Here is a 20,179-nt window from a genome sequence, read left to right as displayed (position 1 = left end):
GTAACCCCGTCGAATTCAGTCGGATCGGCCCTGTATCAGCGCGGAATCGGCCCGGAAAGGATCAGGAATCCGCGCCCGGATTCTCGGAGCCGAGGCCCAGTTCACCCGCCTCCAGCGGGGCGAAGTGCCGCTCCACCTCCCACTTGGGCACCTCGGCGAGCGTGGCCGGGGACCAGCGCGGGCTGCGGTCCTTGTCGACGATCTGCGCCCGCACGCCCTCCGCGAAGTCGTGCGAGTGAAGGGTCGCCAGCGAGGTGCGGTACTCCTGGTCCAGCGCCTCTTCGAGGCGGGTCAGCCGACGGGCCCGGCGCAGCGCGGCGAGCGTGACCTTGAGGGAGGTGGGCGACCTGGACTCGATCAGTTCGGCCGCCTCCTTGGCCTCCTGGCCGCCGTGGTCGCGCAGCCGGCCCAGGATCTCCTCCACACTCCCGGCCGCGTAGCACGCGTCGATCCACCCACGCCGCTGGGCCAGTTCGGCCGCGGGCGCCGGTGTGGCGAAGCGGGCGAGGGCCTCGGCGGGGGTGTGGTCCGCCAGCGCTCCGGCGAAGGCCTCCAGCGCGTCGCTCGGCACATGGTGGTCGGCGAGCCCGCAAAGCAGCGCGTCTCCCGCGCCCACCGGAGCGGCCGTCAGCGCCAGGTGGGTGCCGAGTTCGCCGGGTGCCCGGGACAGCAGCCACGTCCCGCCGACGTCGGGGACGAAGCCGATGCCGGTCTCCGGCATGGCCACCAGCGCGCGCTCGGTGACGACCCGGACGTCGCCGTGCGCCGAGATCCCCACGCCGCCACCCATGACCACGCCGTCCATGAGCGCCACATACGGCTTGGGGTAGCGGGCGATACGGGCGTTGAGGCGGTACTCGTCCGCCCAGAAGCCGGCCGACTCCTGGCCGCCACCCCGCCGTACGTCCTCGTGGATGCCCCGGATGTCGCCGCCCGCGCACAGTCCGCGCCCGCCGGAGCCGCTGATCACGACGGCCGCCACCCGCTCGTCCCGCTCCCAGGTGTCCAGCGCCTGGGCGACGAGACGGACCATGGTGTGGGTGAGGGCGTTGAGGGCACGCGGCCGGTTGAGCCGGATACGGCCCACCCGCCCGTCCCCGCTCACCAGGACGGGGGCCTCGTCGGTCGCGTTCGCGGGATCGTGGCCGGGGCCGACGGTGCGGGACATGTGCGGGTGCGCTCCTTCCGGGACGGCGCGCCCCGCCACGGAGGGTGCGGCAGCGCGGACGATCTTCCCGCCACCGTACTCGCCGCGCACACGGGGCCCGGCGGCGGATAGGGCCGCCGGGCAAGGGGCAGGACTTGAGCGGCCCCGCAGCGGAATGCCTGCTCGTGCCGCGAACGGCGTTCCAGCGGCAGCGTCCGGCCGCATCCGCTGCCCCGGGGGAACGGCGCACCGTCCGACACATCAAGACGCGGCGAGAGAGGTACTGCGCACCATGACCCCGCAGAACTCCTGGCAGTTCCTGGACGACAGAGGCCACAGCGCGACGGCGGACCACCCGCCGCGGCGGATGGTCGCCCATCTCCAGGCGGCGGCCTCCTTATGGGACCACGGCCTCACCCCGGTCTGCCTCTTCGGGTCCCTGCACGACGGGCCGGACGACGCTCCTTCCGGGCAAACATTGCCGGTCACGGCACTAGAAGCCCGGCGTGGCAGCCGGGACGGGGGCCGCCTCGATCGCGAAGTAGCCGCCGGACGGGCCGATCGGCGTGAAGGAGGGCGCCGAGAAGCCCGCCGCGCGGCACAGCTCGGCGAAGTCCTCCCGCGTACGCTCCCTGCCGCCGACGTTCACCAGCATGTTCAGGTCGCTCAGATACGGCACGCCGGCACCCTGCGCCTCGGCGGTCGTCGGCATCACGGGCTCCACGATCAGCAGCCGCCCCTCGTCGGGGATCGCGTCCCGGATGTGCCCCAGGATCCGTACGCACTGCTCGTCGTTCCAGTCGTGGAGCACGCTCTTGATCAGGTAGAGGTCGCCGCCCCGGGGCGCGGCGGCGAAGAAGTTCCCGACGGCGGTGGTGGCGCGGTCGGCCACCCCTTCCCGCTCGAACGTCGCCTTCGCCTGGGCGAGCCCGCCGGCCGTGTCGTACACGACGCCCCGCAGCGCCGGCGTCCCCTTCAGCACCGCCGACAGCAAGGTGCCGTCGCCGCCTCCGATGTCCACGGCCGTGGTGAAGCGCGCGAAATCGTAGAGCGAGGGCAGGGCCGCCGTGATCGACCGCGTGCCCTGGCTCATGGCGGAGTTGAACCGTGCCGACAGGTCGGGGTGCTTGTCCAGGTAGGAGAAGAAGTCGGTGCCGAAGACCGTGTCGAAAGCGGTTTTCCCGGTCCGTATGCTCTCATCCAGTTGGTCCCAGGCCTGGAGCATCGCGGGGTCGAGGAACATCCGCACGAAGGCGCCGAAGGAGTTCTCGTCCTTCTCGCTCAGCAGCGCGCCGGTCGGGGTGACCGTGAAGCTCCCCGGCCGGGTCTCGGTGAGCAGCCCGAGCCCGGCCAGCGCGCGCAGCAGCCGGTGAGTGGGCTGAGGGAGGGTGCCGCACCGCTCTGCGATCTCCTGCGCCGTGCCCTCCCCGTCGACGCCGATGATGTCGACGATGCCGAACTCGACGGCGGCCCGCACCGTGCGCGCGGCCATGTGTCCGAACACCAGGTGAACGAGCCGGTTCCTGGCCTCCTGAGCCTCGCCCGCGGCCTGCTCCCTCTCCCGCGCTGTCATTCCAGCCTCCTCGCAGCGGCGTTGTCCCCCCGTGGCCACGAAGAGAACTCAAATCACCGTAGCCCCGGCGCCTTTACCGATCCCTGCGATCTTCTAATTCCGCACCAGAGGCCCCGGAGCATGACGGCACCGGTCACACGCACCACAGCGTCCAGAAAGGCGGACCATTCGCCGCGATCCTTGAAAGTGGCCGCACCGCACTGACCCGGTGAGCGGTGAGCAGGGATAGGCTTGACGGGGGGCGGACGCCGTGGTGGGCCGGTGGCCGCACCTCACCAGGGACCGTTGCCGAGATGGAGTGTCACTGACATGGGAGTGAACCCCACGCCCCCCGGTCGTAACCCCCATGACGCCGCACGGACGGCAGGCGAGGTCATCGAGCTGCTCGAGGTGCTCTGGGAGCGCGGCAGAGAAGCCGTCTCCCCGGCCCCCGTCTCCCCGTCCCAGCTTCGGGTTCTGTACTGCGTCGACCGGGATGAGGGCATCAATCTGCGTGCTCTCGGTGAGGCGCTGGGCTCGGCGCCCTCCTCGGTCAGCCGACTGTGCGACCGCCTGGAGGCCATCGGCTTCGTGGAGCGCGTGCCCAGCCCCACCAGCAGGCGGGAGCTGGAGCTGCATCTGACCGCTCGGGGCCGCAGCTATCTCAGCAGCCTCCGCGAGCAGCGGGAGCAGGCACTGTTCGCCGTCCTCTCCTCGATGCCGCAGCGGGAACGGGACGCGCTGTTGAAGGGGCTCAGGGGCTTTCTCGACGCTGCGGAGACCCGCTCGTCTTCTTTTCCCCTGGCGGCGGATGACACCGCCGTCAGACCCGCCTGAGAGCGGGAGCCGACGGTGACCGGAGCGGGAGCCGCGGCTGAAGCCGGGGCCGGCGGGCCCGGCCATGAGCCCGCCGGGTCCGGCATCCGAACACTCCCTAGCGGCCGTACCAGTCCAGGCAGACCGCGAGCGCGTCGTCCAGCACCGGCGCCGTATCGCGGTACTCGGCCAGCTCGCGCAGCACCGCGCGCGGCACCTGTGAGGGCGGCAGCAGCTTGGTGGCGCCGAGCGTGCGGGCCAGCGCGCGCTCCCCGTAGGGCACCCCGTCGGGCGACGCCGTCTCGTACACGCCGTCACTGCCGATGAGCAGCCGGTCTCCGGGCGTGACGCGGAAGTGCTCGGCGAGATAGGGCGTGTCCTCGAACATGCCCAGGGGCAGCTGCGCCTCGAAGGAGACCCGCTCGACGGCGCCGCCGTCGTGCATGCGCCAGGCCCGGGGCGAGCCGGCGTCGATCGCCTCGACGTCGCCGGTCGCCAGGTCGAAGCGCAACAGCAGCACGGACAGGTGGGCCTCTCCCCGGTACTGCGCGTAGATCGCCTGGTCGGCGAGGGTCGCCTGGCCGACCAGGTCGAGCCCGGCCCGTCGCGCGTTGCGCAGCGCGTTGACCGCCAGGTGGGTCAGCAAGGCGGCCTCTATGCCCTCGTTCATCCCGTTGAGGACGGTCAGGGTCAGCGCTTCTTCCGTCACCGACCAGTCGAAGCTGTCGCCGAAGATGGCGTAGGCGGGCTCCAGGTGGGCGCCCAGCGCGAACTCGGGGCGCGCGCAGGAGCGCCCGGGCAGCAGCTGCCATTGCATCTCGGCCGCGAGGGTCAGTCGGGTCGTACGCCGGGCCAGCAGGAACAGGTCCGTGTCCCGCTCGGCGACCTGGATCTCGTGGCCGAGCGCCTCGCAGACCTGGGTGAGGGAGGCCAGCAGCTCCGGGTCGCACACGGACTGGGGAAAGGTGGCGGAGAATACCCCCATCCGATCGCCTCGTACGGTCACCGGCAGGTGTACGTTCACAGTGCCGCGCGGTTCGTCGGGTACGAGCACCGGCTCCTGTGCGCCGAAGGCCCGTCCCTCGGGGGTGTTGTACGCGGCGACGCGCACAGGGCCCTCGGAAGCGCTCGGATGCACGCTCTGGAGAGTTGTCAGCCCGTAGTCGATCATGCGCAGTTCGACGTTCGACGCGTCGTACTCCCGCAGCGTCTCAGTGGTGAGGTCCAGCAGCGTATGCGGGGGTGCGGTGCGCAGGGCGCGCTCAAGAGCGATGAGTTTGTCCACGGTCCTCTGATTCTTCCTGATGCTCCGTACGGACGAGGGGCGCGGTAGCCCCTCCGGTGTTTCGCAGCTCACAGGTGTGCGTCAGCGTCGAGGGGGCAGGGAGACACATGTCGTCCGACAACAATTGTCTTCCGGAGGATCTCATGAATCCACTCGCGGCGCCGCCCCCGGGCTGGGGCGGCGCCATCGACGGACACGCGCCCGGCCCGCCTAGGACAGGTCCGGGGCGCTACCACGCCGGCTCCTGGACCGAACCGGCGGAGATGATCTGACGAGTGACCAGTGAACCGGGGGTCTACACCTCCGCCGGTAAGAAATCGCCCGCGGAGAATACAGACAGGTGCCCGGACGGGTGCCTGGGCGTGGACGCCCACGCGCGGTGCGAGGAGGTGCTCCGCCTCCGGCGGGAAGTCGAACAGCTGCACAGGGCCATGGAGACCCGCCCCGTGATCGACCAGGCCAGGGGCGTCCTGATGGCCTCCTGGCACTGCTCGGCCGACATCGCCTGGAACATCCTCGTGGACACCTCCCAGCAGACCAACACCAAGCTGCACATCGTGGCCGCGACGGTGGCCGACAGCGCCCACGCGCAGCCCATGCCTCCCTGGCTGCGCTCCGCCCTGCTGGCGTCCCGCGGCAGGGTCACGGGCGCTACGGGCAAGGCCACGGATGCCGCGTCCGGAAGCGGCTGAATCCGCCGGGCGGCGGCAGGGGGCGCACAAAGGGGCGTGAAGTCCCGGCGGGGCGTGGCGTCCAACTCCACTTTGTACGAGAGTGGTTGGCACACCTGTCTGGCACATTGGACCGGCACATCACCCACGTCCGGGAGAGCGTATGAGCGATGAGACCGTGGTTCCCGAAGGGCTGGGCGTCCGCCCGCACAGCGCTCGCCTCTATGACTATTTTCTCGGCGGCAAGACGAATTACAGCGTCGACCGCAAGCTGGCCGGCGAATCACTCCGCGCCTACCCCAACGCCATGGTCGCCGCCCGGCACAACCGGGCCTTCATGCACCGGGTGGTCCGCCACCTCGGCCGGGACATGGGGATGCGCCAGTTCCTCGACATCGGTACCGGAATCCCCACCTCGCCCAACCTCCACCAGATCGCCCAGGCGGAGCACGTGGACGCGCGGATCGTCTACTCCGACAACGACCCGATCGTGCTCGCCCACGCACGCGCCCTGATGACCGGGACCCCCGAGGGCGCCACCGACTACATCGAGGCCGATGTACGCGAGCCGGACCTCATCCTCGAACACGCCCGCAAGACCCTCGACTTCGACCAGCCGATCGCCCTCTCCCTGATCGCGCTGCTCCACTTCGTGCCCGACTCCGACTCGCCGGACGCCATCGTCGAACGCCTCCTGGAGGAGCTGCCCAGCGGCAGCGCCCTGGCGCTCTCGCACGGCACCGCCGACCTGGATCCGGATATGCAGCGGCTGGCCGACTCCTACGTGGCGCGCGGTCTCGTGTGCCGCCTCCGGCCCCGCGAGGACGTCCGGCGCTACTTCGACGGGCTCACGATGGTCGAGCCCGGGCTCGTCGCCAGCTGCGACTGGCGGCCCGAGCTGGACGACGGACCCCAGCTGCCCGGCATGGTCGAGAGTTCCGAGGTCGGCGTGTGGGCGGGGCTCGGCATCAAGCCGTAGGTCCCGGGTCGTCCTCCCCGCCGGGGCTCAGCGACCAGGCGCCCGCCAGCAGCTCCTCGACGAGGTCGTCCAGCTCCAGCCGCCGCTCGACACGCCGCACATCGGGCACCCTGGCCTTCGTGCTGACCTGACGCGGCATGAGCAGCGAGCAGCAGTCCTCGTCGGGGAGCACGGAGACAGCGGCGGTGCCCAGCGCCCGGGCCGCGTCGATGATCTCCTGCTTCTCCCAGCCCAGCAGCGGGCGCAGCAGCGGCAGGGAGGCCGCCTCGTCCACCGCCGCCAGGTTCGCCACCGTCTGGCTGGCGACCTGGCCGAGGCTGTCCCCGGTCACCAGGGCCTCGGCGCCCAGCCGTCCGGCCAGCACGCTCGCGGTCCGCGCCATCAGCCGCCGCTGCGCCACGACCTGTAGCCGCCCGGCGCCCGCCACCGCGAGCTGCTTTTGCGCCTTGCCCAGGGGGACGACATGCAGCGTGCCGCCCGGCTGGAAGCGGTTCAGTTCCCTGGCCAGCGCGTACGCCTTGTAGACGGAGGCCGCGTCCGTGTACGGAGCACCGGTGAAGTGCACGAAGTCGCAGGCCAGCCCCCGGCGCATGGCACGGTGGGCGGCCACCGGCGAGTCGTAGCCGCCCGACAGCAGCGCCAGCGCCCGGCCGCTGGAGCCCACCGGAAGCCCGCCCTGGCCGGGCAGTCGCGACCACGACAGACAGGTGCCTCGCCGGTCGACCTCGACCGCCAGCTCGACACCGGGCGAGGACAGGTCCACCGGCAGCCCCGTCTCGCGCTGCACCCGGGTGCCGATGGCCGCGGAGAGGACGGAGGAGGTCAGCGGGAAGGACTTGTCCCTGCGCCGGGCACGCACCGCGAAGGTGACCGCACCCCGCTCGGCGCGCACCCGGCGCAGGACCCGGACCGCGAGGGCGCCGATGTCCTCCTCCGTGCTGCGGGTGCGCAGCGCGGGCTGCACGACGTTGAAGCCGATCACCCGCCGTACGCACTCGACGAGCTCCTCCTGCGGCACCTGCCCGCCGACGAGCGTGACGCTGCGGCCCCGCTCGGTCCACGTCGGGCCGGGGAGGACGTCCAGCGCCTCCCGCAGATTGTTGTGCAGCAGGTCCTCGAAGCGCGCGCGGTTGTGCCCGCGCAAGAAGACCTCCCCGTGCTTGAGCAGCACGCACTCCTGCGCGTCGTCCCGCCCGCGCTGGTGCGGCGGCGAGAGCGAGGGGGACGGGTCGGGCGACTGGGGCGGTTCGATGATGGGGCCGGGCCCTTCGGTGGTCACGTGCGTCTCCTTCTCCCGCCCAGGCTATGCCACCCCCTGTGATGGCAGGATGCGAAGCCCGGACCGTTTCCGTCGGGCACCAGGAGCAGCGGAGGAACGCATGGCTGAGGTCGTCGAGTTGGCCTACTACCCGGTGAAGGGCTGTGGAGCCGCCCGCGTGCGCGAAGCGGAACTGACCCGCGCCGGACTCGCGCACGACCGCGCCTTCATGGTGATCACGCCCGACGGCGCGGGCCGCACGCAGCGGCGCGACCCGGAGCTGGCCCTCGTACGGCCCGAGGTCGCCCCGCACGGCGCCGGCGGGGAAGAGCGGCTGACGCTGAGCGCGCCGGGACACGGCTCGGCCCACATCCCCCTGGCCGCCTCGGGCCCCCGGCGGGAGGTGGAGATGTTCGGGAATCCGTACTCCGGTGTCGACCAGGGCGACGAGGCCGCCGCATGGTTCTCCGACCTGCTCGGCGCGCCCAGCAGGCTGGTGCGCGTCCCGCCCGAGCACGACCGTGTGACGGACGGCCAGGTGCCCGGCACCTCCGGCTACGCGGACAGCTGCGCCGTCCACATGCTCTCCCTCGCCTCCCTGCGGGATCTGAACGACCGGCTGGCCGCGGCCGGGGAGGCTCCGATGCCCATGAACCGCTTCCGTCCGAACATCGTGGTCGACGGCTGGGAGGAGGAGCCCCACGCCGAGGACCGGGTGCGGCGGGTGACCTTCGGAGACGCCGAACTGGGCTACGCCAAGCTCGCCATCCGCTGCGTGGTCACCACCGTCGAGCAGCGGACGGGGGTCAAGTCCGGCCCCGAGCCGCTGCGTGCGCTCGCCCGCTACCGGCGCGCCACCGGCGGCGGCGTCGCCTTCGGCAGCAAGTTCGCCGTCCTGCGCACCGGGGCCCTCGCGGTCGGCGACAAGGCGGAGGTCACCGCCTGGGCGGACTCCGAGCTGTAGCGGGGGCCCGGAATGCGGCGAGGCCGGCCGGTGGGGCCTGTCCTGGGCCGGGTCAGGTCAGCCGGGGCGGGGTCCACGCGGCGTGCCGCAGGACCGCGCGGACCGCGGCGCCCGCAGGGACCAGCCGCAGGGCCGCGTTGCGCGCGGTGACAGCCAGCGGATGGCTGAGCTGCTGGCCCATGCGGCCCGCCTGCCGAGCGGCTCTCGCCACCGACTGGCTGCGCGGGCGGCGCTCCGTGTCGTAGCGGAGCAGCGCGGATGCGGTGTCGCGCTCCGTCGCCAGCGCCGCGGCCAGGGTGACCGCGTCCTCCAGCGCCTGGCAGGCGCCCTGGCCCAGGTGCGGGGACATGGCGTGGGCCGCGTCGCCGAGCAGGGCGACGCGGCCGCGCACGTACGACGGCAGGGGAGCGGCCAGTTCGCCGACGTCGTGGTGGAGGACGTCCTCGGCGCGGGTCGCCGCCAGCAGCGCGGGAACCGGCTGGTGCCACCCCTGGAACCGGCGGCGCATCCGCTCCAGCGGGTCCGCGTACCGCACCCCGGCCGGGGAGTTGAGCACCGCGTGCCACTCGGCCCGGCCGTCCGCGAACCGGATGTGGCCGAACTCGGTGCCCGGGCCCCACGTCAGCTCGAAGTCGCCGTACGGCCCCTCCACGGGGCGCTCCGTCACCGCCCGCAGCACCGTCGAGCCGCTGTGGACGGGGCCGGGGTAGCTGGGAAACATCGCCGTCCGCAGTCGGCTGTTGATGCCGTCGGCGCCCACGACGAGGTCCGCCTCATAGGCTGCCGCGGCGGAGGGGCCCTCGCACCCGACGCGGGGCCTGGCCGGGTCCGAGTCGTCGAGGGAGGTCATCTCGGCGCCGACGCGCACACAGCCGGACGGCAGCGCTTCACGCAGCAGTTGGTGCAGCGTGGCGCGCGGGATGCCGACGATGGGCGTGCCCAGCTTCCGCTCCAGCGCGACGCCGTCCATCCGCGCCAGCCAGCGCCCGTCGGGGGTGCGTGTGCCACCGGTGTACTGGCGCCGTCCCGCCTCCTGGACGGGGGCGCCCACGCCGAGCTCTTCCAGCGCGCGCATGCCGTTGGCCGCCAGCGAGATGCCGGCGCCCGCGTCGTCGAGGACCCGCGCGCGCTCGATGACGGTGACCTCCCAGCCGATCCGCCGCAGCCCGAGCGCCGCCGCCAGTCCGCCGATCCCGCCGCCGGCCACCACCGCGCTGCCACCCATACGGGACCTCCCTGTCGCCGCCGGTCTTCTACATCTGTAGAAGGAGGAGTCTACTCTCCTCTTCTACGGGTGTAGAAAGGGGTGGTGACATCCGACCGGAACACAGCGCCGGACCGCACCGCCCCGGGCCGTGCGACGGCCGGGCACGGCGACACCCCTGCCCGCCCCGCCGCTCCGGACCGCCCTGCCACCCTCGACCGCCGTACGGTCCTCGCGGACGCGGCGGTCGCCGTGCTCGCCGACGCGGGGATGCGAGGCCTGACCCACCGTGCGGTGGACGCCCGCGCCGGCCTCCCGGCGGGCACCACCTCGGCCTACTTCCGCACCCGCCAGGCCCTGCTGACCGCGCTGGTGCGGCGGCTCGTGGTGCTCGACCAGGCGGAGTTGCAGGCCGAGGGGGAGCGGGTACCGCCGCCACGGAGCGTGGCGGAGCTGACCGGAGCGCTGGCCGCCTTCACCCGCCGGCGGCTCACCGGGCAGGGGCGGGAGCGGACCCTGGCGCGTTACGCCTGCGCCGTGGAGAGTGTCCGCCATCCGGAGCTGCGCGAGATCCTCACCCCGCGTGAGAACGCGGCTCGCGACGTGATGCGCGACTTTCTGGCCCGGCAGGGTGTCGCCGACCCCGGCGCCCGCACCCTCACGCTGCTGGCCTGCGTCGACGGGCTGGTGTTCGACCGGCTGGTGGGTGGCGGCCAGGTGTCGGAGGAGGAGATCGCGTCCCTGGTCACCGCTGCCGTACAAGGTCCGCAAGGCGGCTGAGCAGGCCGGGCACATTCGTATGAAAAATGCTCCATTTCCGGTACCGGCGGCGCGTCGCCGGTGATCCCTGTCGTGCGAGGAGTGTGGAGCGCCGACAGGAAGGACGGGTTGCCATGGCGGACCACCACCGCGCGCCGATCCGCCGCAGACGCGTGCTGGAGTACGGCGCCGCAGCCGCTGGAGCACTGGTGCCGACGGCGCTCGCCGCCGCCCGCAGGCCGGCTGCCGCTTCGCCGGGTCCCGCCCCCTCGCAGGCCGCCGCCGCGTCCCCCGGCCCGGAACAGGGGAGCTGGGCCATGCCGGAGCCCCGCCAAGGGCCGCTGCTGGACCGGCGGCTGTGGCACAGGACGGCCATCCAGTCCTTCGCCTTCGACGAGCGGCGGGCCCGGATGTACGCGCTCCAGGTGATGGAGGGCGGCATCCAGCTCCCGGACGAGGAGGGCCCGCTCTCGCACGGCGAGCGGCTGCGGCGCGGTGACCTGTGCATGAACGCGCTGTCGATGACGGGCGAGCCGCTCGGCCACATGTACCTCAGAGGCTTCGGACACGGCGGCACCATGGGCGTGGAGACGCGCCACCCCGGCAGACCCGCGCTGTGGACCGAGTGGGACGCCAGCTCCTCCACCGGGAACGGCAGAGGGCTGGCCCGCTTCCGCTTCCGTCCCGGCGCGGTGCTGGAGCACCACGACGGCGCGCTGGACACCTTCCGGCCCCGCCCCGGCAGCACGAAGAACCAGGTCGCGCTCGACCCGTACGCGCGCCGTCTGCTGCTGCGCTACCGGCGCTCGGGCGCCTACCGGTTCGCGCTCTACGACCTGGACCGCTTCCGGGCCGGGAACTTCCAGGCGCTGACCGACTTCGTCCAGCCCATGCCCGACGGCCACTTGTACCACCAGGGCATGGCCGTCTACGGCAACTACGCCTACCAGCTCACCTGTAGCGAGAACGGCCCGTCCGCCGAGCCGCTGCTGACCTGTGTGCACCTGGGCACGGGCCGGACCGTCCAGCGGGTGCGCCCCGCCCCGGCTTCCGGGGGCGGCCTGTTCGAGCCGGAGGGACTGGCCGTGCTCCAGCATCCGTGCCCCCGGCTGTGCGTGGGCTTCGCCTGCGGCGAGGAGGGCGTACGGCTCTTCTCCGTCTACACCACCGATCTCAGGCGCAGCCCGGAGGTGCTCAGGCTCGGCTTCGAGGGCCGCTGAGCCCCCTCGCGTGAGCACCTCGCGGTGGCCCGACACCGTGGTGTCCTGCGGTGAAGGGCCCCACGGCCACGGGTGCACCGGGTTCCGGCCGTGACGCGCGTCGCCCGGCCGCCCGTGACGCGCGCCGTCGGCGGCCCTCAAGATGGCGACATGCACCAGCCCGGGAACGCCCTGCCCACCGATGTACGCGCCGCGCTCCGCTTCTTCGCCTTCTACCTGGCCAACGGCACCCTCGCCGACGACGTCCTCGACGGTATCGACTACCGCGCCGGTCTCATGACCTTCGGCTCGCCCCTGGAACAGGCCTTCGCGGTCTTCGCCAACGTCCTGCGCACGGACGAGGACGGCACCGTCCTCAACGCCGACGAGGCCGAACACCGGGCCGCCCAGTGGCTCCGCGCCCACTGCGACCCCGGCTACCGCCCCGACCCGCCGCTCGCTCCCTGGGAGACCGAACTCCACGGCCCGTGACGGCCACAGCGCCGCGGCCAGGTCCCGGACCATGGCGAACTCCTCGGTGCCCTCCTCGCCACGGAGCGGCTGCACCTCTCCCGTGGCCCGGAAACCGTGCTTGTACCCGGGGCGGCGACCGGTCGACGGGTCGGAGTGGGTCGACGGAACGTGAGCAACGGTCAACGTGGAGTTGGGCGTCGAGCGGCGGCACGCGGGCGGGTTTCGGGACGGGACGATGGGCAACCCGTGGCCGCATGGCTGACTCTGTGAAGAACGCGAAGGCAAACGGTACGACCGGAGGCGCCGCGTCCAAGGCGCGGAGCGCCGTGGTGGACGCCGGTGACGGTGCGAAGCGGGCGGCCAAGGCCGCCGAGGCCGTCGGCACCAAGGCCACGGCGGGGCTGGCTCTTGTGAAGGCACGCAAGAAGATCGCGGCGGGTGCGGGCGGCAGTCTGATCGCACTGTTCGCCGGTGCCTTCGCCCTGGGCCGCAAGAGCGCCTCCCGCAAGACGGGCCCCCTGACCCGGCTGACCCACGGGCGTATCTGACCGCTGGACGGCGGGCCCGGGGGCCGTCGCTCTCGGCCCCCGCCCCCGGCCCTCCTCGGCCCCCGGCACCCCGCGCCCCGGCTCCGGCCCGTGGCCGCGGCGGGCCGGGGGCCGACCGTTCGCCGGTCACCGACGGCCCGTCAGCGACCGGCCGTCGGCCCGTCAGTGGCCGCCGCGCCGGGCCGGGCGCACCACCTGGCCGGAGAGCTGGGCTGCCCGGGACCCGCAGGCCGTCGAACGGATCACCCTGGCCCTGGTCGACCTGCCCCTGTCCCTCGTACGCCGTCATCTGCGGGACGGCGGCCGGTACGGCGGCGGGCTGCCGGCGCACGCGGAGGAGTTGGCCGAGGACTGCGCCGCCGCGCTGCTGGAGACGGCGCGTTGAGGCCGGGCGGCGGCGGCTGAGATCGTCGGGGGGTGGAACTACGTCATCTCTCCGGATTCGTCGCCGTCGCGGAGGAGCTGCACTTCGGGCGCGCCGCCGAGCGGCTGCACATGGCCCAGTCGCCGCTGAGCCAGCAGATCCGATTGCTGGAGCGCGATCTGGGCGTCACGCTGTTCGACCGTACGACCCGGTCGGTGCGGCTGACCTCGGCCGGGCAGGCCCTCCTCGAACCGGCGCGGCACCTGCTCGCCGAGGCCGCCGTCATACGCCGGACCGTGCGCGCTGCGGGAGCGGGCGAGGTGGGCAGGGTCTCCGTCGGCTTCGCGGGGGCCAGCAGCTATGCGGCGCTGCCGGTGCTGGCCCGCGCCGTCACCTCCGAACTCCCCGGCATCGAGCTGGTGCTGGAGGGCCAGACCTACTCGGGGGAGGCGCTGGGGAGGATCACCGACGGGACGCTTGACCTGGGCTTCGTGGCCCTCCCCGCGCGGCGCGGCATTCACACCAGGGCCGTGCGGGTCGAGCACCTGTTCCTCGCCCTGCCCGACACCCACCCGCTGGTGGAACGGGAGAGCGTGGAGCTGGCCGAGCTGGCTCAGGAGCGGTTCGTGACCTTCCCCGCCACCCGCGGCTCCGCCGTACGCGACGCGGTGGTGCAGGCGTGCCACGAGGCGGGCTTCGCGCCCAGGATCACCCAGGAGGCCCCCGACTCCTACAGCCTGCTGGCCCTCGTCGGCGCCGGGGTGGGGGTCGCGCTGGTGGTCGAGTCGGCCCGCGACATCCGCCTGGAACACGTCCAGTTCAGGCCGCTGGCCGGGCAGGTCTCGCCGCTGCGGATCGCGCTGGCCTGGCGAGCCGGCAACGACTCCGCCGCACTGCGCTCCGTGCTGCGCGTCGCCGAGCGCGTGCTGCCGACCCCGGCAGGGCATCCGAGCTGAGCGCGGCGGCCCCGCAGACCGCTCTTTCACACCGCAGGCCGCCGCCCCCCTTACGTCGCACGCCGCCCGCCGGACGCTTCACATCGCTCGCCTCGCGATTACGACGCACAACGTCTCACTGCACCTCGAAATCAATCTTGGACAGTGCTTAATACCGGCTGCCAGAGTGATCCGCGTCTCGCAGCGGCGCGTGGACCGGCCCCGATGGTGCCTCCCGTAGCGGGACCCGCTCGCCACGAGAGGACTCGCCATGCAGCAGCCAGCATCCCCACCACCCCCGCCAGGTGCCAAGGAGGCACGGAAGGCCGGGATCACCGCGTTCGTCGGCACCACCATCGAGTGGTTCGACTTCTACATCTACGGCTCGGCCTCGGCGCTGGTCCTCGGCAAGATCTTCTTCACCGGGGCCTCGCCCGCCGTCGGCACCCTCGCGGCCTTCGCCACCTTCTGGGTCGGCTTCCTCGCGCGCCCCCTCGGCGGGCTGATATTCGGCCACTTCGGCGACCGCTACGGCCGCAAGAAGGCGCTCGTCACCACCCTCACCATGATGGGCGCGGCCACCTTCTGCGTCGGGCTGCTCCCCGGATACGCGCAGATCGGTGCCGCCGCGCCGGTGCTGCTCATCTTGTTGCGGATGGTCCAGGGCGTCGCCATGGGCGGTGAGTGGGGCGGCGCCGTCCTCATCGCGACCGAATACGCGCCGCCCCGCAGGAAGCTGCTGTACGGCGCCTTCGCACAGCAGGGCTCACCGGTCGGCAATCTCCTGGCGACCCTCTCCTTCCTGGCCATCGCCCAGCTCGACGACGCGGCCTTCGAGTCCTGGGGCTGGCGGGTGCCCTTCCTCGCCTCCGCCGTACTCGTCGCGGTCGGGCTCTTCATCCGGCTGCGGCTGGGGGAGACCCCGGAGATGCGGCGGGCGCTGGAGAGCAAGCGGGTCTCCAAGCTGCCCGTCAAGGATGTCCTGGGCCGCTACCCGCTCCTGGTGTTCCTCGGCGTGCTGGCCGGTACGGCGGGCGTGGCCATCACCTACGTCAAGACCACCTTCGCGCTGTCCTGGGCGACCTCCGACCTCGGCTTCGACCGCTCCTCCTTCCTGACGGTCATCTCCGTGGCGCTCGTCGTCCAGACGCTCGTCCAGCCCTTCGGCGCCGTACTGGCCGCCAAGTGGCCGCTGAGCAGAGCGGTGTGGTGGATGCTCCTGCCCGAATTCGTGCTGCTGCCGCTGATGTTCGTGCTGATCGGCACCGGCTCGTACTGGCTCGCGGTGCTGGGCATGGCGCTCGCCACCTTCCCACACGCCATGTACTACGCGGCGCTCGCCGGGATCCTCGCCCGGGTCTTCCCCGTCGAGATCCGCTACACGGGCATGTCCCTGTGCTACCAGCTGTGCACCACGCTCTTCGCCGGAACCGCGCCGCTGTGCTCGCAGTTCCTCCTCGACCGCACCGGCTCGATCTGGCCGGTGGTCGCGCTCGGCCTCGGCTATGTGGGGATCACGCTCGTCGGGGTCCTGCCGCTGCTCGCCCGCACCGGGGGCGACGACGCCACGGCGAGCGCGGAGACGCCGGACACCGCGCCCGGGGAGGCCGCGTCCACGGAGGCCGCGTCCAAGGACGCCGGGCCAGGTGCCTCGCGGAACTCGCCGGCCTCGACGTAACCCTCCGGACCCGTGCCCGGAACCCCGACCCCGCCTCACTCCGCCCCATCCCGCCCCGCCGACAGAGAGACAGCACCACATGCAGGACATCAACCACGTCGGCCCCGCCGACGGCGAACCCGCGCTGCGCCCGCTGCTGGAGCGCTTGCTGTCCGACGAGGACCGCGCGCGGGCCGAGCCCGTGCTCGACGAGCTCGGTGCCGTCGCGGCCGGTGAACTCGACACGCTGGCCGCCGTCGCCGACGCCCATCCGCCCCGTCTGCGGCAGTACGCGCCCGACGGGCGGCGCATCGACGAGGTCGACCACCACCCCGCCTTCGCCCGCATGGAAGAGCTGGCCTACGAAAGATTCGGGCTGGCCGCCATGTCGCACCGGCCGGGTGTGCTCGGCTGGCCCACCCCCGTCCCGCACACCGTGAAGTACGCGCTGTCCTATCTGTTCGTCCAGTCCGAGTTCGGCCTGGCCTGCCCGCTGTCGATGACCGACTCGGCGGCGCGCGTCCTGCGGCTGTTCGACCCGGACGGATTCTCCGAGGAGATCGCCGCGCTCACCTCCACCGAGCCGGGCACCCGCGCCACCGGCGCGATGTTCATGACCGAACGGCAGGGCGGCACCGACGTCGGCAAGACGGAGACCACCGCCACCGACCACGGCGGCCACTACACCCTCACCGGCCACAAGTGGTTCGCCTCCAACGTCACGGCCGACGTCATCCTCACCCTCGCCCGCGTCCCAGGGCAGGGCGAGGGCACCAGGGGACTGGGCATGTTCATGGTGCCCAGGCTGCGCCCCGACGGCAGCCGCAACGCCATCCGTATCGACCGGCTCAAGGACAAGCTCGGCGCCCGCTCCATGGCCAGCGGCGAGGTCACCCTCCAGGACGCCTACGCCCGCCCCGTTGGTCAACTGGCCAGGGGATTCCCGCAGATGGCCGAGATGCTCAACGTCTCCCGGCTCTCCAACGCCATGCGCTCGGCAGCGCTCATGCGCCGCGCCGTACGTGAATCGGTCCAGCACACCCGGGCCCGCGAGGTCTTCGGCAAGCCGCTGTTCGACCAGCCGCTGATGCGCGCCACCTTGCTGCCGCTGCTCCTGGACGCCGAGGCCGCGCTCGGCCTCGTCCTGGAGGGCGCCGCGCGGCTGGACGAGGCGGACGCCGGAGACGGCGCGGCCCGCGAACTGATCCGGATGCTGACGCCGCTGGCCAAGTTCCACGTGTGCAAGCGGGCCCGGCAGGTGACCGCCGAGGCCATGGAGATCCGCGGCGGCAACGGGTACATCGAGGACTGGGTCAACCCCCGGCTGCTGCGCGACGCCCACCTCGGCTCCATCTGGGAGGGTTCCTCCAACGTCATCGCGCTCGACGTCCTGCGCTGCATGCGCCGCGAGACCGCGCACCACACCCTTGCCGACACCTATGTGCACCGCCTCGGCGGCCTCACCCTGAAGGCCGCCGCTTCGCTGGCCGGCCGCTGGGCGCGGCTGCGAGAGGAGGGCGATCTGCTCCTCGAACTCCCCGAGGAGGCACAGCAGTCGGGCGTCGCGGCGTACGCCGACGACCTCGCCCGCACCGTCATGGGCACGCTGCTGCTGGAACAGGCCGAGCACGAGGCGGCCACCGGACGCGGCCGGCGGAAGGCACTGGTCGCCCACACCTGGCTCGCCCGCCTGGACGCCCCGCACGCCCTGCCGCCCCACGCGCTCGCCCACCTGGCCGAGCTGGCGGACGGCGGCCACCTCGACGAGGAGGCGGCGCATGTCTCCTGACACCCCTTCCGACGGCGACACCTCTCCCGACAAAGACGTCCGCTCCGACGGCGGCATCCGCCCCGACGGCGACACCCGCTCCGAGACCGCGCCCGGAGGCCCCGTGCCGCTCGACCGGCCCGCGCCGCTCGCCGGAATGCGGGTGGTCGACCTGTCCAAGATTCTGGCCGGGCCCTATACGACCATGAGCCTCGCCGACCTCGGCGCCGACGTCATCAAGGTCGAACATCCCGAAGGCGGCGACCCGACCCGGCAGTGGGGACCCCCGTTCAACGGCCCGGACGCCACGTACTACCTGGCCGCCAACCGCAACAAGCGCTCCGTCACCCTCGACCTCAAGTCCCCGCAGGGACAGGAGGCCGTGCACCGGATGCTCGCCGACGCCGACGTGCTGGTCGAGAACTTCCGCCCCGGCAGCTCGCTCGCCGAGATCTTCGGCTACGAGCAGCTCAGCGAGCGCTACCCCCGCCTCGTGCTGCTGCACATCTCCGCCTTCGGCGAGACCGGGCCGCTGCGCGACGAGCCCGGCTACGACATGGTCGCGCAGGCCGCCGCCGGGCTGATGTCGCTCACCGGCGAACCGGACGGGCCGCCCGTGAAGGCCGGGTACGCCATGGGCGACCTCGGCGCCGCGCTGTTCGGCACCATCGGGTTGCTGGCCGCGCTGGTCGAGCGCGAGCGCACCGGGCGCGGACAGTATGTGACCACCTCGCTGTACGAGTCGCAGCTCGCGCTGCACATCAACTGGGCCACCGGATACTTCGCCACCGGCGAGCGGCCGGCCCGCCTCGGCTCCGGCCACCCCAGCCTCGTGCCGTACCAGGCCTATCCAGCCTCCGACGGCCACTTCGTGATCGCCGTCGGCAACGACGGGCTGTGGCGGCGGCTGTGCGGCGTACTCGGCCTCGCGCCCCTCGCCGAGGACCCCCGCTTCGCCACCAACCGCGCCCGCGTCGAACACCGCGACGAGCTCAACGCCGCACTGGAGGCCGTACTGCGCGAGGAAACCGTCGGGCACTGGTGTACGACGCTGAAGGCCGCGGGCGTCCCGGCGACCCCGATCCGCTCCCTCGACGAGGTCTACGACTGCCCGCAGACCGAGGCCCTCGGCATCGTCGCCACGACCGACCACCCCGATGCCGGCCCCCTCAGCCAGGTCGCCTTCCCCGCCAGCTTCCGCGGCCGGCGCCCTCCGGTGCGCTCGGCCCCGCCCACCCTCGGCCAGCACAGCGCGGAGGTCCTGGCCGAACTGGGCTACGACGAGGCAGAGATCGCCGCGCTCCTCGGCCGTTAGCCGACCCTCCCGTACCCCCGCCCCGCCTCTTTCAGGAGCACCCCATGTCCACCCGCACCGGCGGGCCCGCCCCGCTCGCCCCGATCGACCCCCTCGACCCGCTCGGTATCGAGGGCACTCTCTCCGACGAGGACCGCGCGGTCCGTGACACCGTTCGCGCCTGCCTGGCCGACCATGCACAGCCGCACATCGCCCGCTGGTACGAGGACGGCAAGCTGCCCCGGCTGCGCGAACTCGCCCGTGAGTTCGGCAAGCTGGGCCTGCTCGGTATGCATCTGACCGGCTACGGATGCGCCGGGACCTCCGCGCTCAGCTACGGCATCGCCTGCCGGGAGCTGGAGAGCTGCGACTCGGGCCTGCGCTCCTTCGTCTCCGTCCAGGGCTCCTTGGCGATGTTCGCGATCCACCGCTTCGGCTCAGAAGAGCAGAAGCGCGCATGGCTGCCGCGCATGGCGGCCGGTGAGGCCATCGGCTGCTTCGGCCTGACCGAACCCGACCACGGCTCGGACCCCGCCTCGATGCGGACCCGCGCCCGCCGCGACGGCGCCGACTGGATCCTCGACGGGCGGAAGATGTGGATCACCAACGGCTCCGTCGCCGACCTCGCCGTCGTCTGGGCGCGCACCGACGACGGCGTACGCGGCTTCCTCGTCCCCGCCGGCACTCCCGGCTTCTCCGCACCGGAGATCAAGCACAAGATGTCGCTGCGCGCCAGTGTCACCAGCGAGCTGGTGCTCGACGGCGTACGGCTCGGGCCCGAAGCGCTGCTGCCGGCGGCCCGTGGCCTGTCCGGGCCGCTCACCTGCCTGGGCGAGGCCCGCTTCGGCATCGTGTGGGGCGTCACCGGCGCCGCGCGCTCCGCCTGGCAGACGGCGCGCGACTACGTGTGCGAGCGCGAGCAGTTCGGCAGCCCGCTCGCCGCCTTCCAGCTCACCCAGCAAAAGCTCGCCGACATGGCGCTCGAACTGCACAAGGCCACCCTCGTGGCGCTGCGCCTCGCCCAGCTCAAGGACGAGGGCGCGCTGCACCCGGCCCAGATCAGCTTCGGCAAACTCAACAACGTGCGCGAGGCCCTGGAGATCTGCCGTACGGCGCGCACGCTGCTCGGCGCCAACGGCATCTCCCTGGAATATCCCGTCATCCGGCACATGAACAACCTGGAGTCCGTCCTCACCTACGAGGGCACCGGCGAGATGCACACCCTCGCCCTCGGCCAGGCCCTGACCGGCCACTCGGCCTTCAGAGCCGACGGCCGCTGAGCGGGACTCCCGCGCACCGCACGGA

At 72.6% G+C, this 20,179-nt stretch carries 19 protein-coding genes; 14 read left to right on the top strand and 5 right to left on the bottom strand.

The window, feature by feature from the left end:
* Positions 1 to 61: 61 nt before the first annotated feature.
* Both OHB04_RS05040 and OHB04_RS05035 read right to left on the bottom strand, forming a co-directional pair.
* The gene (locus OHB04_RS05040) at positions 62 to 1,168 is read right to left on the bottom strand and encodes an enoyl-CoA hydratase/isomerase family protein (protein ID WP_326686468.1); all 1,107 of its coding nucleotides are present in this window, start codon (positions 1,166 to 1,168) and stop codon (positions 62 to 64) included.
* A gap of 472 nt (positions 1,169 to 1,640) precedes the next feature.
* Positions 1,641 to 2,720 carry a methyltransferase gene (locus OHB04_RS05035; RefSeq protein WP_326686467.1) on the bottom strand — a complete coding sequence of 360 codons (1,080 nt, stop codon included), beginning with the start codon at positions 2,718 to 2,720 and terminating at the stop codon, positions 1,641 to 1,643.
* A gap of 309 nt (positions 2,721 to 3,029) precedes the next feature.
* Between OHB04_RS05035 and OHB04_RS05030 the strand changes: the two genes are divergently transcribed.
* Positions 3,030 to 3,536, top strand: a complete 507-nt coding sequence (locus OHB04_RS05030) for a MarR family winged helix-turn-helix transcriptional regulator (RefSeq protein ID WP_326686466.1) — start codon at positions 3,030 to 3,032, stop codon at positions 3,534 to 3,536.
* Between the two features lie 97 nt (positions 3,537 to 3,633).
* Here OHB04_RS05030 and OHB04_RS05025 read toward each other — a convergent pair whose 3' ends face one another.
* Positions 3,634 to 4,800, bottom strand: coding sequence for a PP2C family protein-serine/threonine phosphatase (locus OHB04_RS05025; RefSeq protein WP_326686465.1), 1,167 nt, complete (start codon positions 4,798 to 4,800; stop codon positions 3,634 to 3,636).
* Between the two features lie 143 nt (positions 4,801 to 4,943).
* Here OHB04_RS05025 and OHB04_RS05020 point away from each other — a divergent pair, with 143 nt between their 5' ends.
* From OHB04_RS05020 to OHB04_RS05010, 3 genes are all read left to right on the top strand, one after another.
* Entirely contained in the window at positions 4,944 to 5,072 is a 129-nt protein-coding gene (locus OHB04_RS05020; RefSeq protein ID WP_326806889.1) for a hypothetical protein, read from the top strand.
* Between the two features lie 90 nt (positions 5,073 to 5,162).
* Positions 5,163 to 5,492, top strand: coding sequence for an ANTAR domain-containing protein (locus OHB04_RS05015; protein WP_326686464.1), 330 nt, complete (start codon positions 5,163 to 5,165; stop codon positions 5,490 to 5,492).
* 142 nt (positions 5,493 to 5,634) lie between these two features.
* Complete coding sequence (locus tag OHB04_RS05010; protein WP_326686463.1) at positions 5,635 to 6,450, top strand: SAM-dependent methyltransferase; 816 nt, start codon at positions 5,635 to 5,637, stop codon at positions 6,448 to 6,450.
* Here OHB04_RS05010 and thiI read toward each other — a convergent pair.
* Entirely contained in the window at positions 6,440 to 7,621 is a 1,182-nt protein-coding gene (thiI, locus tag OHB04_RS05005) for a tRNA uracil 4-sulfurtransferase ThiI (RefSeq protein ID WP_326692591.1), read from the bottom strand. The two genes, OHB04_RS05010 and thiI, sit on opposite strands and share 11 nt — an antisense overlap.
* 208 nt (positions 7,622 to 7,829) lie before the next feature.
* On the opposite strand from thiI, the gene OHB04_RS05000 reads away from it, so the two are divergent.
* Complete coding sequence (locus OHB04_RS05000; protein WP_326686462.1) at positions 7,830 to 8,672, top strand: MOSC domain-containing protein; 843 nt, start codon at positions 7,830 to 7,832, stop codon at positions 8,670 to 8,672.
* A 52-nt stretch (positions 8,673 to 8,724) separates the two neighbouring features.
* On the opposite strand, the gene OHB04_RS04995 is transcribed toward OHB04_RS05000, so the two are convergent.
* Positions 8,725 to 9,897 (bottom strand): FAD-dependent monooxygenase, encoded by a 1,173-nt coding sequence (locus tag OHB04_RS04995; protein WP_326806888.1) that lies wholly within the window; start codon positions 9,895 to 9,897, stop codon positions 8,725 to 8,727.
* 84 nt (positions 9,898 to 9,981) lie between these two features.
* Here OHB04_RS04995 and OHB04_RS04990 point away from each other — a divergent pair, with 84 nt between their 5' ends.
* From OHB04_RS04990 to OHB04_RS04945, 9 genes are all read left to right on the top strand, one after another.
* Positions 9,982 to 10,656, top strand: coding sequence for a TetR/AcrR family transcriptional regulator (locus OHB04_RS04990; RefSeq protein WP_326806887.1), 675 nt, complete (start codon positions 9,982 to 9,984; stop codon positions 10,654 to 10,656).
* A gap of 113 nt (positions 10,657 to 10,769) precedes the next feature.
* Positions 10,770 to 11,855 (top strand): phage baseplate protein, encoded by a 1,086-nt coding sequence (locus OHB04_RS04985; protein WP_326686459.1) that lies wholly within the window; start codon positions 10,770 to 10,772, stop codon positions 11,853 to 11,855.
* A 150-nt stretch (positions 11,856 to 12,005) separates the two neighbouring features.
* A complete protein-coding gene (locus OHB04_RS04980; RefSeq protein WP_326686458.1) occupies positions 12,006 to 12,326 on the top strand; it encodes a DUF7677 family protein in 321 nt (106 codons plus the stop codon).
* A gap of 236 nt (positions 12,327 to 12,562) precedes the next feature.
* The gene (locus tag OHB04_RS04975) at positions 12,563 to 12,856 is read left to right on the top strand and encodes a hypothetical protein (RefSeq protein WP_326686457.1); all 294 of its coding nucleotides are present in this window, start codon (positions 12,563 to 12,565) and stop codon (positions 12,854 to 12,856) included.
* A 417-nt stretch (positions 12,857 to 13,273) separates the two neighbouring features.
* Complete coding sequence (locus tag OHB04_RS04965; protein WP_326806886.1) at positions 13,274 to 14,176, top strand: LysR family transcriptional regulator; 903 nt, start codon at positions 13,274 to 13,276, stop codon at positions 14,174 to 14,176.
* A gap of 250 nt (positions 14,177 to 14,426) precedes the next feature.
* Positions 14,427 to 15,833, top strand: a complete 1,407-nt coding sequence (locus tag OHB04_RS04960; protein WP_326806885.1) for an MFS transporter — start codon at positions 14,427 to 14,429, stop codon at positions 15,831 to 15,833.
* 79 nt (positions 15,834 to 15,912) lie between these two features.
* On the top strand, positions 15,913 to 17,601 hold the full coding sequence (locus tag OHB04_RS04955) for an acyl-CoA dehydrogenase family protein (RefSeq protein ID WP_326806884.1): 1,689 nt from the start codon (positions 15,913 to 15,915) through the stop codon (positions 17,599 to 17,601).
* Between the two features lie 136 nt (positions 17,602 to 17,737).
* Positions 17,738 to 18,895 (top strand): CaiB/BaiF CoA transferase family protein, encoded by a 1,158-nt coding sequence (locus OHB04_RS04950; RefSeq protein WP_326692590.1) that lies wholly within the window; start codon positions 17,738 to 17,740, stop codon positions 18,893 to 18,895.
* 44 nt (positions 18,896 to 18,939) lie between these two features.
* Positions 18,940 to 20,154: an acyl-CoA dehydrogenase family protein gene (locus OHB04_RS04945; protein WP_326686453.1), complete on the top strand. Its 1,215-nt coding sequence runs from the start codon at positions 18,940 to 18,942 to the stop codon at positions 20,152 to 20,154.
* The last annotated feature ends 25 nt before the right edge of the window (positions 20,155 to 20,179 follow it).

The sequence above is a fragment of the Streptomyces sp. NBC_01775 genome (assembly GCF_035917675.1).
GTDB lineage: Bacteria > Actinomycetota > Actinomycetes > Streptomycetales > Streptomycetaceae > Streptomyces.
The sequence above is the reverse complement of the archived record's forward strand: the minus strand, read 5'-3'. Positions and strand labels throughout refer to the sequence as shown.

Coding starts and splice junctions, on each gene's coding strand:
- OHB04_RS05040 (WP_326686468.1), bottom strand. CDS start 1,168: ATGTCCCGCACCGTCGGCCCCGGCCACGATCCCGCGAACGCGACCGAC.
- OHB04_RS05035 (WP_326686467.1), bottom strand. CDS start 2,720: ATGACAGCGCGGGAGAGGGAGCAGGCCGCGGGCGAGGCTCAGGAGGCC.
- OHB04_RS05030 (WP_326686466.1), top strand. CDS start 3,030: ATGGGAGTGAACCCCACGCCCCCCGGTCGTAACCCCCATGACGCCGCA.
- OHB04_RS05020 (WP_326806889.1), top strand. CDS start 4,944: ATGAATCCACTCGCGGCGCCGCCCCCGGGCTGGGGCGGCGCCATCGAC.
- OHB04_RS05010 (WP_326686463.1), top strand. CDS start 5,635: ATGAGCGATGAGACCGTGGTTCCCGAAGGGCTGGGCGTCCGCCCGCAC.
- OHB04_RS05000 (WP_326686462.1), top strand. CDS start 7,830: ATGGCTGAGGTCGTCGAGTTGGCCTACTACCCGGTGAAGGGCTGTGGA.
- OHB04_RS04995 (WP_326806888.1), bottom strand. CDS start 9,897: ATGGGTGGCAGCGCGGTGGTGGCCGGCGGCGGGATCGGCGGACTGGCG.
- OHB04_RS04985 (WP_326686459.1), top strand. CDS start 10,770: ATGGCGGACCACCACCGCGCGCCGATCCGCCGCAGACGCGTGCTGGAG.
- OHB04_RS04980 (WP_326686458.1), top strand. CDS start 12,006: ATGCACCAGCCCGGGAACGCCCTGCCCACCGATGTACGCGCCGCGCTC.
- OHB04_RS04975 (WP_326686457.1), top strand. CDS start 12,563: ATGGCTGACTCTGTGAAGAACGCGAAGGCAAACGGTACGACCGGAGGC.
- OHB04_RS04960 (WP_326806885.1), top strand. CDS start 14,427: ATGCAGCAGCCAGCATCCCCACCACCCCCGCCAGGTGCCAAGGAGGCA.
- OHB04_RS04955 (WP_326806884.1), top strand. CDS start 15,913: ATGCAGGACATCAACCACGTCGGCCCCGCCGACGGCGAACCCGCGCTG.
- OHB04_RS04950 (WP_326692590.1), top strand. CDS start 17,738: ATGCGGGTGGTCGACCTGTCCAAGATTCTGGCCGGGCCCTATACGACC.
- OHB04_RS04945 (WP_326686453.1), top strand. CDS start 18,940: ATGTCCACCCGCACCGGCGGGCCCGCCCCGCTCGCCCCGATCGACCCC.